Annotated in this window: 13 protein-coding genes and 3 tRNA genes; 10 read left to right on the top strand and 6 right to left on the bottom strand. The window is 72.8% G+C overall.

The window, feature by feature from the left end; genetic code table 11:
- Positions 1-17: 17 nt before the first annotated feature.
- Positions 18-1,859 carry a dihydroxy-acid dehydratase gene (gene ilvD, locus MTO91_RS20660; protein ID WP_251783964.1) on the bottom strand — a complete coding sequence of 614 codons (1,842 nt, stop codon included), beginning with the start codon at positions 1,857-1,859 and terminating at the stop codon, positions 18-20.
- Positions 1,860-2,029: 170 nt separating this feature from the next.
- Positions 2,030-2,575 carry a PH domain-containing protein gene (locus MTO91_RS20655; RefSeq protein ID WP_346105585.1) on the bottom strand — a complete coding sequence of 182 codons (546 nt, stop codon included), beginning with the start codon at positions 2,573-2,575 and terminating at the stop codon, positions 2,030-2,032.
- Positions 2,576-2,855: 280 nt separating this feature from the next.
- Between MTO91_RS20655 and MTO91_RS20650 the strand changes: the two genes are divergently transcribed.
- The 5 genes from MTO91_RS20650 (at position 2,856) to MTO91_RS20630 (ending at position 8,568) form a co-directional block, all read left to right on the top strand.
- Positions 2,856-4,799, top strand: coding sequence for an acetolactate synthase large subunit (locus MTO91_RS20650; RefSeq protein WP_405415522.1), 1,944 nt, complete (start codon positions 2,856-2,858; stop codon positions 4,797-4,799).
- Positions 4,796-5,305: an acetolactate synthase small subunit gene (gene ilvN / locus MTO91_RS20645; RefSeq protein ID WP_062397155.1), complete on the top strand. Its 510-nt coding sequence runs from the start codon at positions 4,796-4,798 to the stop codon at positions 5,303-5,305. The genes MTO91_RS20650 and ilvN overlap by 4 nt, the downstream gene beginning before the upstream one ends.
- Before the next feature lie 44 nt (positions 5,306-5,349).
- Positions 5,350-6,354, top strand: coding sequence for a ketol-acid reductoisomerase (gene ilvC / locus MTO91_RS20640; RefSeq protein WP_253067891.1), 1,005 nt, complete (start codon positions 5,350-5,352; stop codon positions 6,352-6,354).
- Positions 6,355-6,603: 249 nt separating this feature from the next.
- Positions 6,604-8,214, top strand: a complete 1,611-nt coding sequence (serA, locus tag MTO91_RS20635) for a phosphoglycerate dehydrogenase (protein ID WP_476652390.1) — start codon at positions 6,604-6,606, stop codon at positions 8,212-8,214.
- 93 nt (positions 8,215-8,307) lie between these two features.
- Entirely contained in the window at positions 8,308-8,568 is a 261-nt protein-coding gene (locus MTO91_RS20630) for a hypothetical protein (RefSeq protein ID WP_251783961.1), read from the top strand.
- A 30-nt stretch (positions 8,569-8,598) separates the two neighbouring features.
- Here the strand turns inward: MTO91_RS20630 and MTO91_RS20625 are convergent, their stop codons facing one another.
- Positions 8,599-9,609, bottom strand: coding sequence for an LLM class flavin-dependent oxidoreductase (locus MTO91_RS20625; RefSeq protein WP_405421714.1), 1,011 nt, complete (start codon positions 9,607-9,609; stop codon positions 8,599-8,601).
- 245 nt (positions 9,610-9,854) lie between these two features.
- Here MTO91_RS20625 and MTO91_RS20620 point away from each other — a divergent pair, with 245 nt between their 5' ends.
- The gene (locus MTO91_RS20620) at positions 9,855-10,895 is read left to right on the top strand and encodes a 3-isopropylmalate dehydrogenase (protein WP_062397147.1); all 1,041 of its coding nucleotides are present in this window, start codon (positions 9,855-9,857) and stop codon (positions 10,893-10,895) included.
- A 66-nt stretch (positions 10,896-10,961) separates the two neighbouring features.
- On the opposite strand, the gene MTO91_RS20615 is transcribed toward MTO91_RS20620, so the two are convergent.
- The gene (locus MTO91_RS20615) at positions 10,962-11,270 is read right to left on the bottom strand and encodes an EthD family reductase (protein ID WP_062397145.1); all 309 of its coding nucleotides are present in this window, start codon (positions 11,268-11,270) and stop codon (positions 10,962-10,964) included.
- 119 nt (positions 11,271-11,389) lie between these two features.
- Here MTO91_RS20615 and gltX point away from each other — a divergent pair, with 119 nt between their 5' ends.
- The 4 genes from gltX to MTO91_RS20595 all read left to right on the top strand — a co-directional run bounded on the left by gltX (position 11,390) and on the right by MTO91_RS20595 (position 13,250).
- Entirely contained in the window at positions 11,390-12,868 is a 1,479-nt protein-coding gene (gltX, locus tag MTO91_RS20610) for a glutamate--tRNA ligase (RefSeq protein WP_476652388.1), read from the top strand.
- 55 nt (positions 12,869-12,923) lie between these two features.
- Positions 12,924-12,995 (top strand) — tRNA-Gln (locus MTO91_RS20605).
- A gap of 58 nt (positions 12,996-13,053) precedes the next feature.
- Positions 13,054-13,129, top strand: a tRNA-Glu gene (locus MTO91_RS20600).
- A gap of 48 nt (positions 13,130-13,177) precedes the next feature.
- A tRNA-Glu gene (locus MTO91_RS20595) sits at positions 13,178-13,250 on the top strand.
- 273 nt (positions 13,251-13,523) lie between these two features.
- Here MTO91_RS20595 and MTO91_RS20590 read toward each other — a convergent pair.
- Positions 13,524-15,281: an Hsp70 family protein gene (locus tag MTO91_RS20590; RefSeq protein ID WP_476652387.1), complete on the bottom strand. Its 1,758-nt coding sequence runs from the start codon at positions 15,279-15,281 to the stop codon at positions 13,524-13,526.
- A gap of 116 nt (positions 15,282-15,397) precedes the next feature.
- Complete coding sequence (locus tag MTO91_RS20585) at positions 15,398-16,102, bottom strand: IclR family transcriptional regulator (protein ID WP_100878534.1); 705 nt, start codon at positions 16,100-16,102, stop codon at positions 15,398-15,400.
- Positions 16,103-16,129 lie beyond the last annotated feature (27 nt).

Genomic DNA, 16,129 nt, shown 5'->3' with positions numbered 1-16,129 from the left:
CCGTCGTGCGTGCCGGGTCAGGGGATGCGGCGGACCGCTCCGGTGTCGGCGCTGGTCGCCATGTGGGCGTAGGCGCGCAGCGCCTTCGACACGACGCGCTGCCGGTCGACGGGCTGCCACGGCCGCTCCGAGGACTCCATCTTGGCGCGCCGGTCGGCGAGCGTCTCGGCGTCGACGAGCAGCTCCAGCGACCGGGCGCGGACGTCGAGCCGGATCCGGTCGCCGTTCTCCACCAGGCCGATCGTGCCGCCGGCGGCCGCCTCGGGGGAGATGTGGCCGACCGAGATGCCCGACGAGCCGCCGGAGAAGCGGCCGTCGGTGATCAGGGCGCAGACCTTGCCCAGCCCGGCGCCCTTGAGGAACGCGGTCGGGTGCAGCATCTCCTGCATGCCCGGCCCGCCCGAGGGGCCCTCGTAGCGGATGACCAGCACGTCGCCGGGCTTGATCTCCTTCTTCAGGATCGCCGAGACGGCGTCCTCCTGGCTCTCCAGGACGACGGCCGGGCCCTCGAACTCCCAGATGTCCTCCGGGATGCCGGCGGTCTTGATCACGGCGCCGTCGATCGACAGGTTGCCGCGCAGCACGGCGAGGCCGCCGTCGGCGGAGTAGGCGTGCTCCAGGTCGCGGATGCAGCCGCCTGCGGCGTCGGTGTCCAGGCTCGACCAGCGGTTCTCCGTCGAGAACGCCTGCGTGGTCCGGACCCCGCCCGGCGCGGCGTGGTAGAGCTCGACCGCGGTCTCCGACGGGGCCGACGACCGGATGTCCCACTCGGTGAGCCACTGCTCCAGCGACGGCGAGTGCACCGTGTGCACCCCGGTGTTGAGCAGCCCGGCCCGCCACAGCTCGCCCAGCAGCGCGGGGATGCCACCGGCCCGGTGGACGTCCTCCATGTGGTAGTCCGAGTTCGGCGCGACCTTGCTCAGGCACGGCACCCGGCGGGAGACCGCGTCGATCGCGGCGAGGTCGAAGTCGATCTCGCCCTCCTGCGCGGCGGCCAGGATGTGCAGCACCGTGTTCGTGGAGCCGCCCATCGCGACGTCGAGCGCCATCGCGTTCTCGAACGCCTCGCGGGTGGCGATGTTGCGGGGCAGCGCGGACGCGTCGTCGTCGCGGTACCAGCGGGTGGCCAGGTCCATCACGGTGCGCCCGGCGTTCAGGAACAGCTCGCGGCGCGCGGCGTGCGTGGCCAGGGTGGAGCCGTTGCCCGGCAGGGACAGCCCGAGCGCCTCGGTGAGGCAGTTCATCGAGTTCGCGGTGAACATCCCGGAGCAGGACCCGCAGGTCGGGCAGGCCGAACGCTCGACCTCGGCGAGGCCCGCGTCGTCCACCTCGGACGACGCCGACGCCGAGATCGCGGTGATCAGGTCGGTGGGTGCCTGCGCGACCCCGCCGACGACGACCGCCTTGCCGGCCTCCATCGGCCCGCCGGAGACGAACACGGTCGGGATGTTCAGCCGCATCGCGGCGTTCAGCATGCCCGGCGTGATCTTGTCGCAGTTGGAGATGCACACCAGGGCGTCGGCCGCGTGGCCGTTGACCATGTACTCCACCGCGTCGGCGATGATCTCGCGGCTGGGCAGCGAGTAGAGCATCCCGCCGTGGCCCATCGCGATGCCGTCGTCGACGGCGATCGTGTTGAACTCCTTGGCGACCCCGCCCGCCTCCTTGATCGCGCCCGCGACGAGGTCACCCATGTCCTTGAGGTGCACGTGGCCGGGCACGAACTGGGTGTAGGAGTTGGCGATCGCGACGATCGGCTTGCCGAAGTCGTCGTCGCCCATGCCGGTCGCGCGCCAGAGCGAACGCGCTCCGGCGGCGTTGCGACCGTGGGTGGTGACGCGGGAACGCAGGGCGGGCATCGGTCTTCTCCAGCCGGGTCTTCCGTGGTGGTTCCTGAGGGACCCCGGTGGGCGCGTCGCGGAGCGTGGGCACGAGCCGCCCGGGGGGTGCGGCGCGACGGCGGCGGGGCGGGTCGCGTCCCGCCGGCCGGCGGGCCGATCGCCCGCAACCGTACGCCCCGCGACGGGGGTCAGTGATCCTCGGCCGGATCCTCCGCGTCGCCCACCGCGGCCGGGTCGGCGAACCGGCCGCCGCTGGCGACCGAGAGCGCGGGCAGGTCGCGCGCGTGCACCGCGGGCAGGACGAGGTCGTCGTCCTCGCCCAGCACCGCGCTGACCCGCGAGCGCGAGCCGATCCGCAGACCGCGCACGTCGTCCCAGTCCACGGTGCGGGAGGAGAACGCGCCGCGGACGGTCAGCGTGTCCGGGTCCACGGTGGTGCGGACCCGCAGGATCCAGGCGATCGCCGCGACCGGGGCCACCAGCACGACCCAGAACCACGGCAGGCTGAACACCAGCGGCGTCGACCCGACGACCGCGACCAGGATGGCGAAGATGGTCAGCCGGCTGGGCTTGAACACCAGCGCGCGCGAGCCCACGCGGAGCTTGCGGCCCTCGTCGCGGACCCGGGGGGTCCACGCCAGCTCGCCGTCCACCTGCTGGGACGCCCCCGGGGCCGACTGCGGGTCGGCAGAGGTGGGGTCGGCGGGGACGGCGCGGTCGTCGGTGCTGCTCACGACCCCAGTGTGACAAATCCGGACCGTGACCCCACGGCCCGGACGGGTGGGGTCGTTTGACTCCGTCCGTGGGACGCGTGCTAGCGTCGATGCATGTTCGCCGTTCGAATTCTCGTACTTCTTGGGCGCGTCGTCGCCTGAGTTCGACCTTCTCGAACGACGACGCGCTCACCCTCGCAGCGCCCGGAGTACCGGGCGGCGGGGGTTTTTTCATGTCCAGCTCCGAGTTCAGCCCATGTCCGGCATCTGATCGACACGATCTCCAGCGAGGCAGACCCAGATGACCACCGTCCCCGCCAAGCCCGGCTCGTCCGGCCCGAAGCCGGGCCCGCCGCCCGGCCGGTCCGCGGCCCCCGGCACGTCCCGCAGCGCGGCCCCGGCACCCGGTGAGACCACCGTGCCCGGTCCGCGCATCGTGGACGAGCCCATGACCGGCGCCCAGTCCCTGGTGCGTTCGCTCGAGGAGATCGGCTGCGAGGTCGTCTTCGGACTGCCCGGCGGGACGATCCTGCCCGCCTACGACCCGCTCCTGGACTCGACGAGGGTGCGCCACATCCTCGTCCGCCACGAGCAGGGCGCCGGACACGCGGCGACCGGCTACGCGCAGGCCACCGGCAGGGTCGGGGTCTGCATGGCGACGTCCGGGCCGGGGGCCACGAACCTGGTCACCCCGATCGCGGACGCGCACATGGACTCGGTGCCGCTGGTGGCCATCACGGGGCAGCAGACCCGGCCGCTGATCGGTACCGACGCCTTCCAGGAGGCCGACATCACCGGCATCACCATGCCGGTGACCAAGCACAACATGCTGGTGACCGACGCGTCGGAGATCCCGCGCGCGATCGCCGAGGCCTTCCACCTGGCGTCCACCGGCCGGCCCGGCCCGGTCCTGGTGGACATCCCGAAGGACGTGCTGCAGGAGCAGACCACGTTCTCCTGGCCCCCGGAGCTGCAGCTGCCCGGCTACCGGCCGACGACCCGGCCGCACGGCAAGCAGATCCGCGAGGCCGCCCGGCTCATCCGCGAGTCGGCCAAGCCGGTGCTCTACGTCGGCGGCGGTGTCCTCAAGGCCGAGGCCGCCGAGGAGCTCAGGGAGCTGGCCGAGCTGACCGGGGCGCCCGTCGTCACCACCCTGATGGCGCGCGGTGTGTTCCCCGACAGCCACCCGCTGCACCTGGGCATGCCCGGGATGCACGGCACCGTCGCCGCGGTCGCGGCGATGCAGCGGTCCGACCTGCTGGTCGCGCTCGGCTCCCGGTTCGACGACCGGGTCACCGGCAAGCTGGAGAGCTTCGCCCCCGGGGCGAAGATCATCCACGCCGACATCGACCCGGCGGAGATCTCCAAGAACCGGCGCGCCGACGTGCCGATCGTCGGGGACTGCAAGGAGGTCCTGGCCGACCTGGTCGAGGCCGTCCGTGCGGATCGGGCCGAGCACGGTGAGCCGGACCTGTCGTCCTGGTGGAAGCAGGTCGGCGGCCTGCGCGACCGCTACCCGCTCGGCTACGACGAGCCGACCGACGGCGCGCTCTCGCCGCAGTACGTGATCGAGCGGATCGGCGCGATCGCCGGGCCGGACGCGATCTACACCGCGGGCGTCGGCCAGCACCAGATGTGGGCCGCGCAGTTCGTCAAGTACGAGAAGCCGCGGACCTGGCTGAACTCCGGCGGGCTCGGGACCATGGGCTACGCGGTCCCGGCCGCGATGGGCGCCAAGGTCGGCGAGCCGGATGCCGTCGTCTGGTGCATCGACGGCGACGGCTGCTTCCAGATGACCAACCAGGAGCTCGCCACCTGCGCGATCGAGGGCATCCCGATCAAGGTCGCCGTCATCAACAACGGCAACCTCGGCATGGTCCGCCAGTGGCAGAACCTGTTCTACGGCGAGCGGTACTCCAACACCGACCTCAACACCCACAAGCTGCGCATCCCGGACTTCCCGATGCTCGCGCAGGCGATGGGCTGCGAGGGACTGCGGGTCGAGTCCAAGGAGGACGTCGACCGGGTCATCCACCAGGCGATGGAGATCAACGACCGGCCGGTCGTCGTGGAGTTCGTCGTCGGTGCCGACGCCCAGGTGTGGCCGATGGTCGCCGCGGGCACGAGCAACGACGAGATCAACGTCCGGCGCGACATCCGGCCGGAGTTCGAGCACGACGAGCTGGCCGCGTCGGTCGACGCGGTCGCCGACGTCACCGAGCAGGCCCTGGAGGGCGAGAAGTGAGCGAGCTCCACACCCTCTCGGTCCTGGTCGAGGACAAGCCGGGTGTCCTGGCCCGGGTCTCCGGGCTGTTCTCGCGGCGCGGGTTCAACATCAACTCGCTCGCGGTCGGTCCGACCGAGCACCCCGACGTCTCCCGCATGACGATCGTCGTCGAGGTGGACGAGCTCCCGATGGAGCAGGTCACCAAGCAGCTCAACAAGCTTGTGCACGTCATCAAGATCGTCGAGCTGGAGCCGGACGCCTCGGTGCAGCGCGAGCTGCTGCTGGTCAAGGTCCGGGCCGACGCCACGGTGCGCAGCCAGGTCGTCGAGACCGTGCAGCTGTTCCGCGCCAAGGTCGTCGACGTCTCCCCGGAGGCGGTCACGGTCGAGGCCACCGGGTCGGCCGACAAGCTCAACGCGCTCCTGCGCATGCTGGAGCCCTACGGGATCCGCGAGATGGTGAAGTCCGGGATGGTGGCCGTCGGCCGCGGCCCCCGGTCCATCACCGCCGCGGCCGTCCGCTAGACAGTCGTCGCTACACAACCTCCGAGAGGAACCGTCCCAGAGCCATGAGTGTCAACATCTACTACGACGCCGACGCCGACCTGTCGATCATCCAGGGCCGCAAGGTCGCCGTGATCGGCTACGGCTCCCAGGGGCACGCGCACTCGCTGTCCCTGCGTGACTCCGGGGTCGAGGTGAAGATCGGTCTGCCGGAGGGTTCCAAGTCCCGGCAGAAGGCCGCCGACGAGGGCCTCGAGGTCGGCACGCCGGCCGAGGTCTCCGCCTGGGCCGACGTGATCATGGTCCTGGCGCCCGACACCAAGCAGCGCTTCATCTACTCCCAGGACATCGAGCCGAACCTCAAGGACGGCGACGCGCTGTTCTTCGGCCACGGCTTCAACATCCGCTACGAGCTGATCAAGCCCCCGGCGAACGTCGACGTGGCCATGGTCGCGCCGAAGGGCCCGGGCCACCTGGTCCGCCGCCAGTTCGTCGACGGGAAGGGCGTCCCCGCCCTGATCGCCGTCGAGCAGGACGCCTCGGGCAACGCCAAGGCGCTCGCGCTCTCCTACGCGGCCGGGATCGGCGGCGCCCGCGCGGGCGTCATCGAGACCACCTTCACGGAGGAGACCGAGACCGACCTGTTCGGTGAGCAGGCCGTCCTCTGCGGCGGTGCCGCCGCGCTGGTCCAGACCGGCTTCGAGGTGCTGACCGAGGCGGGCTACGCCCCGGAGATCGCCTACTTCGAGTGCCTGCACGAGCTCAAGCTGATCGTCGACCTCATGTACGAGGGCGGCATCGCCAACGAGCGCTTCTCCATCTCCGACACCGCCGAGTACGGCGACCTCACCCGCGGCCCGCGCGTCATCACGCCCGCGGTCAAGGCCGAGATGCAGAAGATCCTGGGCGAGATCCAGGACGGCACCTTCGCCCGCGAGTGGGTGGCCGAGGACGAGGCCGGCCGCGGCAACTACACCAAGCTGCAGCAGCAGGGCGCCGAGCACCCGATCGAGCAGGTCGGCGAGAAGCTCCGCGGCCTGATGAGCTGGGTCGGCGAGAAGGCCAAGTGATCCACTGCCGGATGCGTCCGGCAGGATGAATCGCGCGGGCCCCAGACGGCCCGCGGATGCCCGGGCCCGGACGCACCCATCCGGACCAGGCGACGTGGAACCCCCGTACCGGCGACACCGGGCGGGGGTTTCGCGCGTCCGGTGGGGGTGCCGCGCGGCGACCCGTCCGCCCGTCCGGGTCCACGAGGGCCCCCACGGTCCTAGGATGGTCGACGTTCGCGCACCGACCTCGGGGAGCACTCGCACACCGTGAGCACCGCAGCCACCGACCACCGTCCCGTCGTCCTGCTCGCGGAGACGCTCGCGCCCTCCGCCGTCGAGCTGCTCGGCGACGGCGTCGAGATCCGCCACGTCGACGGCACCGACCGCCCCGCCCTGCTGGCGGCGCTCGCCGACGCCGACGCGCTGCTGGTCCGGTCCGCCACCCGGGTCGACGCCGAGGCGCTGGCCGCGGCATGCCGCCTCAAGGTCGTCGCCCGCGCCGGGGTCGGCCTGGACAACGTCGACGTCCCCGCCGCCACCGCGCGCGGGGTGATGGTCGTCAACGCCCCGACCTCGAACATCGTCTCCGCCGCCGAGCACGCCATCGCGCTGCTGCTCGCGACCGCGCGCCACATCCCGCCGGCGGACGCCGCGCTGCGCTCCGGGGCGTGGAAGCGCTCGTCCTACGGCGGCGTCGAGCTGAGCGGCAAGACCGTCGGCATCGTCGGGCTCGGCAAGATCGGGCAGCTCGTCGCGCAGCGCCTCGCCGCGTTCGGCATGACGCTGGTCGCCTACGACCCCTACATCGCGCCGTCGCGCGCCGCGCAGCTCGGCATCGAGCTGATGGGCCTCGACGACCTGCTCCGTACGGCGGACATGATCACCGTGCACCTGCCGAAGACCCCGGAGACCCTCGGGCTGATCGGCAAGGACCAGCTCGCGCTCACGAAGCCGGGGGTGCTCGTCGTCAACGCCGCCCGCGGCGGCCTGATCGACGAGGACGCCCTGGCCGAGGCGGTCCGCTCCGGGCACGTCGGCGGCGCCGGGATCGACGTCTACGTCACCGAGCCGACCACGTCGAGCCCGCTGTTCGAGCTGGAGAACGTCGTCGTCACCCCGCACCTGGGCGCGTCCACCGCCGAGGCGCAGGACCGGGCCGGGACCGACGTGGCCCGCTCGGTGCAGCTGGCCCTGGCCGGGGAGTTCGTGCCGGACGCGGTCAACGTTCAGATCCACGGCGCCGTCGGCGAGGAGGTCCGGCCCTGGCTGCCGCTGGTGCAGAAGCTCGGCACCACCCTGCACGCCGTCGCCGGGCGCACCCCGACCTCGGTCACCGTCGACGTCGCGGGCGAGCTGGCCACCGAGGACGTCCAGGTCCTCGGCCTGGCCGCGCTGCGCGGGGTGTTCACCCACGTCGTCGAGGACCAGGTGACGTTCGTGAACGTGCCGCAGCTCGCCGAGGAGCGCGGGGTCACCGTGGAGATCACCACCAGCCCGGAGAGCGCCAACCACCGCAGCGTGGTGCAGCTGCGCGGCGCCATGCCCGACGGGGAGAAGGTCACCGTGTCCGGCACCCTGACCGGCCGTGCCGAGGTCGAGAAGCTCGTCGAGATCAACGGACGGCACTTCGACCTGCGTGCCGAGGGCGAGGTCGTTCTGCTGGAGTACGCCGACCGCCCCGGCGTGATGGGCCGGGTCGGGTCGCTGCTGGGGGAGGCCGCGGTCAACATCGAGGCCGCCCAGATCTCGCAGACCACCGACGGCACCGACGCCGTCATGCTCCTGCGGGTGGACCGCCAGATCGACCCGGCGGTGCTGGAGCCGATCGGCGCCTCGGTCGGCGCCCGGACGATCCGGCTCATCTCCTTCGACGACTGAGCGACCGGGCCCGTCCCGCACTGCGGGAAACGGCTGCGCGGACCCGGCCGGTCGTGGGATCGTGTCTGCTCGCCACGAGCGGAGGGGGACCCGGTGAGCTGGCTGCGGGCACTGGTACTGGCGGGCACGACGGTCGGTGTGGGGTGCCTGGTGCTGCTCGGCGTCGGCTTCGTCACCGGGCTGTCGCTGACCGTGCCCTATGTCGTGTCGGTGATGGCGATCGTGACCGGGCCGCCGTCGGCGACGATGACGATCGGCCCCGGCATGCTCGTGGTCCTCGCCGCGCTCGTCGCGATGATCGAGGCCCCGGGCCGGGTGCGGGCCCGCCGGGCGCTGCCCCGCACCGGCCACTGAGCCCGGGGCGGCCGCGCCGCGGGGGCCGGGTCAGCCGCGCGGCGCCCAGCCCAGCGCGGGTCCGAGCGTGCCGGCGATGTCGGTGACGATCTGGACGTAGTCGTCGTGCGGGAAGCCGAACGGCAGCGCGAACACCGCCTCGTCGACCTCGCGGAACCCGGCGTCGGCCCACAGCCGTTCGGCGATCTCGGCGGAGGTGCCGACCAGGTCGCGGGCGAACAGCAGACCGGCCGGGCCCTGCGGGACGCCGACCCGGGCGTCGCGCTCGCGGGCGTAGGTGGCGTAGCGCTCGCGCTGGGCGGGCGTCGCCGAGTCGGTCGGGACGACGACCAGGCCCTGCGACACGCGCCCGGCGGGGTTCGCCTCGCGGTACGCCCGGATCTGCCGGGACTGGATCGCGGCGAAGTCGGTCTCCCCGCCGGAGCGCACCACGTTGCTCGTCAGCAGGTTCAGGCCCTGCCCCGCGGCCCAGACGGCGGAGGAGTCGCTGCCCGCGCCGTACCACATGCGCCCGGCCAGACCGGGGGAGTGCGGCTGCACCCGCTCGGAGAACGACTCGATCCCGACCGTCCCGGAGAAGGTGCTCGCCCGCTCCCCGCGCACCAGGCGCAGCAGCCGCGACACCCGCTCACGGCCGAAGTCCTCGACGTCGGCGGTGTCCGGGTAGAGCGCGTCCCGCACGTGCTCCCACTGCATCGGCGGCCCGACCGAGACGCCCGGGTTCAGCCGGCCGCCGGAGAGCACGTCGACCGTCGCGAGATCCTCGGCGAGGCGCAGCGGGTTCTCCCAGCCCAGCGGGACCACGGCCGTCCCGAGCTCGATCCGCGTGGTCCGCTGGGTCGCCGCGGCGAGCACCGCGACCGGCGAGGAGATGCCGAACTGCAGGTGGCGGTGCCTTACGAAGGCCGAGTCGAAGCCCAGACGCTCGCCGAGGGCGATCATCTCCAGGGTCGTCTCGTGTCCGGGGCGGGGGTCGTCGCCGTCGAACGAACCGATGGTGAGGAAGCCGAGGCGACGCAGCGGGCGGTCGGGCGTGGGCACATCCGGGGCAACGACGCCGTCGTCGCGCTTCTTCCCCACCGCCCTCCGGACGGGTGACGGCCGCGGCGGCCGTCCCACCCCTCGGAACGGACCGGAGTCCCCGGAACGGCCGCGTGTCGCGGGTACTCCGACCGCGTGCGGCGCACGCGTCACCCGGACGGGACCACCCCACCGGGTGGCCGAACGATGACCCTGCGTCGGCAGGCGGTAGCGTGCGGCCAGCAGTACGACGAGAGGACGAGGTCATGCGCCTTGCGGTCATCCCCGGTGACGGCATCGGCCCGGAAGTGATCAACGAGGCACTCAAGGTCCTGGGCGAGGTCGCCCGCGACGTGGAGACGACCGAGTACGACCTCGGTGCCGCCCGCTGGCACTCCACGGGCGAGCTGCTCCCGGAGACGGTGCTGACCGAGATCAAGCAGCACGACGCGATCCTGCTGGGCGCGGTCGGCGACCCGTCGGTGCCCAGCGGCATCCTCGAGCGCGGCCTGCTCCTGCGTCTGCGCTTCGAGCTGGACCACCACGTGAACCTGCGCCCCGCGCGGCTCTACCCGGGGGTGCGCGGCCCGCTGGCCGGCAACCCGGAGATCGACCTGGTGGTCGTGCGTGAGGGGACCGAGGGGCCGTACGTCGGCACCGGCGGCCTGCTCCGCAAGGACACCCCGCACGAGATCGCGACCGAGGTCAGCCAGAACACCGCGTTCGGCATCGACCGTGTCGTGCGCGACGCGTTCGCCCGTGCCCAGCGGCGGCCGAAGAAGCACCTGACGCTGGTCCACAAGACCAACGTCCTGACCTTCGCCGGTGCGCTGTGGTCGCGGATCGTCGAGGAGGTGTCGCTGGAGTACCCCGAGGTCTCGGTGGCCTACCAGCACGTCGACTCGACCACGATCCACCTGGTCACCGACCCGGGCCGGTACGACGTGATCGTCACCGACAACCTGTTCGGCGACATCCTCACCGACCTCGCGGCGGCGGTCACCGGCGGCATCGGCCTGGCGGCCAGCGGCAACATCGACGCCAGCCGTACCAACCCGTCGATGTTCGAGCCGGTGCACGGCTCCGCCCCGGACATCGCGGGCCAGGGCATCGCCGACCCGACGGCCGCCGTGCTCTCGGTCGCGCTGCTGCTCGACCACATGGGCCAGCGTGACTCGGCCCGCCGGATCGAGGCCGCGGTCGCGTTCGACCTGGCCACCCGGGACCACGCGGCGACGGGCAACACCTCGTCGATCGGGGACCGGCTCGCCGCGCTCGTGTCGAGCCGTGAGGTCGCCACCAACTGACCCACGCACACACCGACGGGGTGGCACCGGATCTCCGGGGCCACCCCGTCGTCGTGTGCGGGCGGGTCAGACCTGGTTCGACGGACCGGTCAGCAGGGTCACCCCGGCGCCGGCGAAGTTGTCGAGGTCGGCCACGGCGGCCTGTCCCTCGGCGCCGCCCATCCCGGACTGGAACGCCGCCGCGTCGGGAAACTCCAGCACCGCCACGAGGTGGTACGGCGGCTGCGCTCCGTCCGGTCCCGGCGCGGGCCGGGAGACGGTGAACCGCTGCACACCGGGGATCTTCTTCGCCAGCGGGGCGTGCACGGTGTCGTAGTGCCGGTCGAACGCGGCGGCGTCCTCGGGGTGGTTGTACAGAGCGGTCAGCTGGAACACGGGGTTCCTCCTCGCCTCGTCCCGCGACGCTCCGGTGCGTCGCGACTGCCGTCCACCATGGTCCATCCGGCGCCCGCGTGCACCACCCCTCCGTACGGGGTCGATACGCTGGACCGACCATGAGTACTCCAGCCCAGGTCCGGGTGCGGTTCTCCCCGTCGCCCACCGGTACCCCGCACGTCGGCCTCATCCGCACCGCCCTGTTCAACTGGGCCCACGCCCGCCACCACGGCGGGGCCCTGGTGTTCCGGATCGAGGACACCGACGCCTCCCGCGACTCCGACGAGTCCTACCGGGCCCTGCTCGACGCGCTGGAGTGGCTCGGCCTCGACTGGGACGAGGGCGTCGAGAAGGGCGGCCCGCACGGGCCGTACCGGCAGAGCGAACGCGGCGAGGTCTACGCCGACGCCCTGCGCCGGCTGATCGACGCCGGCGAGGTCTACGAGTCGTTCTCCAGCGCCGAGGAGATCGAGGCCCGGCACCGCGCCGCGGGCCGCGACCCCAAGCTCGGCTACGACAACGCCGACCGCGACCTCACCGAGGACCAGCGCGCCGCGTTCCGGGCCGAGGGCCGCGCCCCGGTCTACCGGCTGCGCATGCCCGACCACGACATCACCTTCACCGACCTCGTCCGCGGCGAGATCACGTTCCGGGCCGGGCAGGTGCCCGACTTCGTGCTGGCCCGCGGCGACGGCACCCCGCTCTACCCGCTGACCAACCCGGTCGACGACGCGCTGATGGAGATCACGCACGTCCTGCGCGGGGAGGACCTGCTGGCCTCCACCCCGCGGCAGATCGCCCTGCTGGAGGCGCTGGCCCGGGTCGGCATCGGCCACGGCCCCTTCACCTACGCCCACCTCCCGCTGGTCACCGGTGAGGGCAACCGCAAGCTCTCCAAGCGGGACCCGCAGTCGAACCTGTTCCACTACCGCGACCGCGGGTTCGTGCCGGAGGGACTGCTCAACTACCTCGCGCTGCTCGGCTGGTCGATCGCCGAGGACCGCGACGTGTTCTCCCTCGACGAGATGGTCGCCGCCTTCGACGTGTCCCGGGTGTCGAGCAACGCCGCCCGCTTCGACCTGAAGAAGGCCGAGGCGATCAACGCCGCACACCTGCGCCTGCTCGCCCCCGACGACTTCGCCGAGCGCGTCGTGCCCCACCTCGCCGCCGAGGGGATCACCGACCCCGACCGCTCGGTGCTCGCCGCCGCCGCGCTGCTGGTGCAGGAGCGCAGCCAGGTGCTGTCGGACGCGGCCCGGATGCTGGCCTTCCTCTTCCGCGACGAGGACACCTTCACCCCCGACGACGACGCCGCCGCGAAGAACCTGGGCGCCGACGCGGCCCCGGTGCTGGAGGCCGCCGTCGCCGGGCTCACGGACCTGCCGGAGTGGTCGGCCGCCGCGATCGAGGAGTCGCTCAAGACCTCGCTCGTGGACGGTCTGGAGCTCAAGCCGCGGAAGGCGTTCGCGCCCGTCCGCGTCGCCATCAGCGGCCGCACGGTGTCCCCGCCGCTCTACGAGAGCATGGAGCTACTGGGCCGCGAGCGGTCGCTCGCCCGCCTGGGGGCCGGTGTCAGACGCTCCCAGGGCATGGGTTAGAGTACCTACATCAACGGAGAGCGGGCCTCGCTCCGGAACGGGGCCCGCTTTTCGATGGGGTATGGTGTAATTGGCAGCACGACTGATTCTGGTTCAGTTAGTCTAGGTTCGAGTCCTGGTACCCCAGCGGAAATCACGAGTTCCTCGGAATGATGATTTCTGACAATCGGCACGGTCTCGTCCAAGGTCCCGTCGTCTAGCGGCCTAGGACGCCGCCCTCTCAAGGCGGTAGCGCGGGTTCAAATCCCGTCGGGACTACCACGGACTCCCTCACAGGGTGTCCGCAATCGAGACCGAGCCGAATGTCCTGGTCCCGTCGTCTAGCGGCCTAGGACGCCGCCCTCTCAAGGCGGTAGCGCGGGTTCAAATCCCGTCGGGACTACTCCACGAAGGCCCCGCTCCACGGAGCGGGGCCTTCGTCGTGTCCGAGGATCCTCCGTGCACGGGCCGGATGCGCCCCCCCCGGGGGGCCTTCTTCCGGCCTTCTCGGCGCGATCCGGTGATCGCCTCGGGAGAGGGCTCCGGTGCCACATCCGGCACCGGAGCCCTCAGCCGTGGTGATCATGCTCGTAGCCCGGGCCAGAGCAGTGGGCCACCGATGCGCCGTCGTGTGTACGACGGCGCGACGATCCGGGTCGACTCGCGGATCTTCGGGTCAGGTGCCTGCCGGCGGTTCCGAGGGCGGCGAGCTCGGCGGTTCCGAGGGCGGGGAGCTCGGCGGACTCGACGGTGGCGAGCTCGGCGGGCTGCTCGGCGGGTCGCTGGGTGTGGTCACGACCGGCGGCGGCACGGGGACCGGGGCCTCGGTCGTCGTCGGGACGGCCTCGGTGGTGCGTTCCCGGGTCCGCTCCGGCTGGCGGACCGGCTGCTCCTCGACGGTCGTTGGGGGCGGGGCCTCGGTGGTCGTCGGCGTCGCGGGAAGGTTGGGGATCGCGTTGCCGATCGAGTGGTCCTGCGGCCAGAGGAACACCGTGCCCAGCACGGCCAGCGCCGCGACGACCCCGCCGGCGCCGATGAGCAGCGCGGGGGAGCGGCGGACGGGTGCGGGCCCGGGGGCGACGGTGGTCTCCCCGTCGTCGTAGCCGCCGTACCCGCCGTAGCCGTGCACGGCGGTCTGGTCGTAGCCCATCGGCGGCACGACGGGGATGCGGTCGGTGGGCGGGTCGGCGCGGGCGCCCTCGAGGTAGGCGGTGCGGTCGCCGTCGAGCTGGGTCGTGCCGCCGGTCGGCATCCGATCGGTGACCGGGTCCGGGTTCTCCCAGGGCAGCGGGCCGGGGTCGGGGGCGAGCGCGGGACCGCTGCTCGCCGCCACCGCGCCGAACCCGCCCGAGCCGGTGCCGGGGACCGGGTCGGCCGGCCCGAGCGCGACGACGGCGCCCTTCGCGATGGTGTTCTTCGGGTCCGCGTCGACCTGCACGGGACGCCCGAGCCCGGTGGAGACGAGCTCGGCGACCAGCGGGACCCGCGAGGACCCGCCCACGAGCAGCACCACCGACGGCCCGGACGCGGCCAGCCCGGCCGAGGCGATCGCCCGCTGCAGCGCCTCGACCGACTCCTCCAGCCGGGGCCGGATGCGCTCCTCGAAGTCGCTGCGGTGCAGGCGCACCGTCGTGCGGACCTCGCCGAGCCACACCGGGATCGAGACCTCGGTGTCGGCCGACAGGCCCTCCTTGGCCTCGCGGCAGTCGCGGCGCAGCCGGGCCATCGCGGACAGGACGTTCGGGTCGGTCTCGTCGAGCCCCTCGAAGGCGGCCGGGACGGCGTCGCGCACGTGGTCGACGACGGCCTGGTCGAAGTCGGCGCCACCGAGCTGCTCGACGCCCTCGGGCCTGCCGAGCAGTGTGAACCCGCCGCCCGCGGCCTCCTTGCGCACGACGGCGGCGTCGAAGGTCCCGCCGCCCAGGTCGTAGACGGCGACGGTCGCGCCGGGCTCGACCCGCTCGTTCGTCGCGTAGTGCAGCGCGGCGGCCTGCGGCTCGGTGAGGAAGGTGACGGTCAGGCCGCGCTCGGCGAGGGCCGCGGCGAACAGGTCGCACTTGTGCGTGCCCCAGGACGCCGGGTGGGTCACCGCGATGCGCTCGGGCGCGCCGCCCTCGGTGCGCGCGACGACGTCGACGACGTGCTCGGCCAGCAGCGCGGACAGCTGCTCGGGGGCGAAGGACTGCTCGCCGAGCGGGATCGGCGTGGGGTCGCCGATGCGGCGCTTGAACTCGCGGGCGACGCGGTCCGGCTCGGTCAGCGCGCGGCGCTCGGCGGCCTCGCCGAACAGCAGACCGCCGTCGGGCGCCACGTACACCACGGACGGGATGTCGACCGAGTGATCACCGAGTGTGACCATCTCCACGGTGCCGGAGCCGATGACCGCAGCCGCGGTGCGGGTGGTGCCGACGTCGATGCCCAGCAGGTAACCCATCGTCTCCCCGGTGTGCCGACCATGTCCGAAGGGTCCGGCCCGGTGCCGGACATCCACACGGTAGTGGAGCCCGGAACCGTCACCTCAGTCGCGTCGGTACCGCAGGCAGGGGCCGATCAGGCGAGCCGGTGCTGCAACGCGTCGGCCGCGGCGAGCAGGTCGGCGGCCCAGCGGACCCCCGGACGGCGCCCGATCCGGTCCACCGGTCCGGACACCGAGACGGCGGCGACGACCTGGCCCGCCGCGTCGCGCACCGGGGCCGACACCGACGCCACCCCGGCCTCACGTTCGGCGACGCTCTGTGCCCAGCCGCGGCGGCGGACGTCGACGAGCACGCGCTCGGAGAAGCTCGCGTCGGCGAGGACGAGCCGCTGCGTGGCCGGGTCGCACCAGGCGGCGAGCACCTTCGCCCCGGAGCCCGCGGTCATCGGCAGCCGGGACCCGACGGGCACGGTGTCCCGCAGGCCGGACGGCGGCTCGGCGTGCGCGATGCAGATCCGGTGGATCCCGTCGCGCCGGTAGAGCTGGACGCTCTCGCCGGTGATGTCGCGCAGCCGGGGCAGGACGGCGGCCGCGGCGTCGAGCAGCGGGTCCGGCCGCCCGCCCGCGAGCTGGCCGAGGGTCGGGCCCGGGTGCCAGCGCCCGTCCGGGGTGCGCAGCAGCATCCCGTGCGCCTCGAGCCCGACGGCGAGCCGGTGGGCCGTGGCCCGGGGCAGGCCGGTGCGCTCACAGAGCTCCGCCAGGCCGCACGGCCCCTCCGCCGTCGCCCGGAGAACCCCCACGGCCTTGTCGAGCACGCCGATCCCGCTAGACTGTCCCACGTTCCGATACTAACTTCCCACGATCTG

This window comes from Pseudonocardia sp. 2-7, assembly GCF_056341085.1.
The sequence above is the reverse complement of the archived record's forward strand: the minus strand, read 5'-3'. Positions and strand labels throughout refer to the sequence as shown.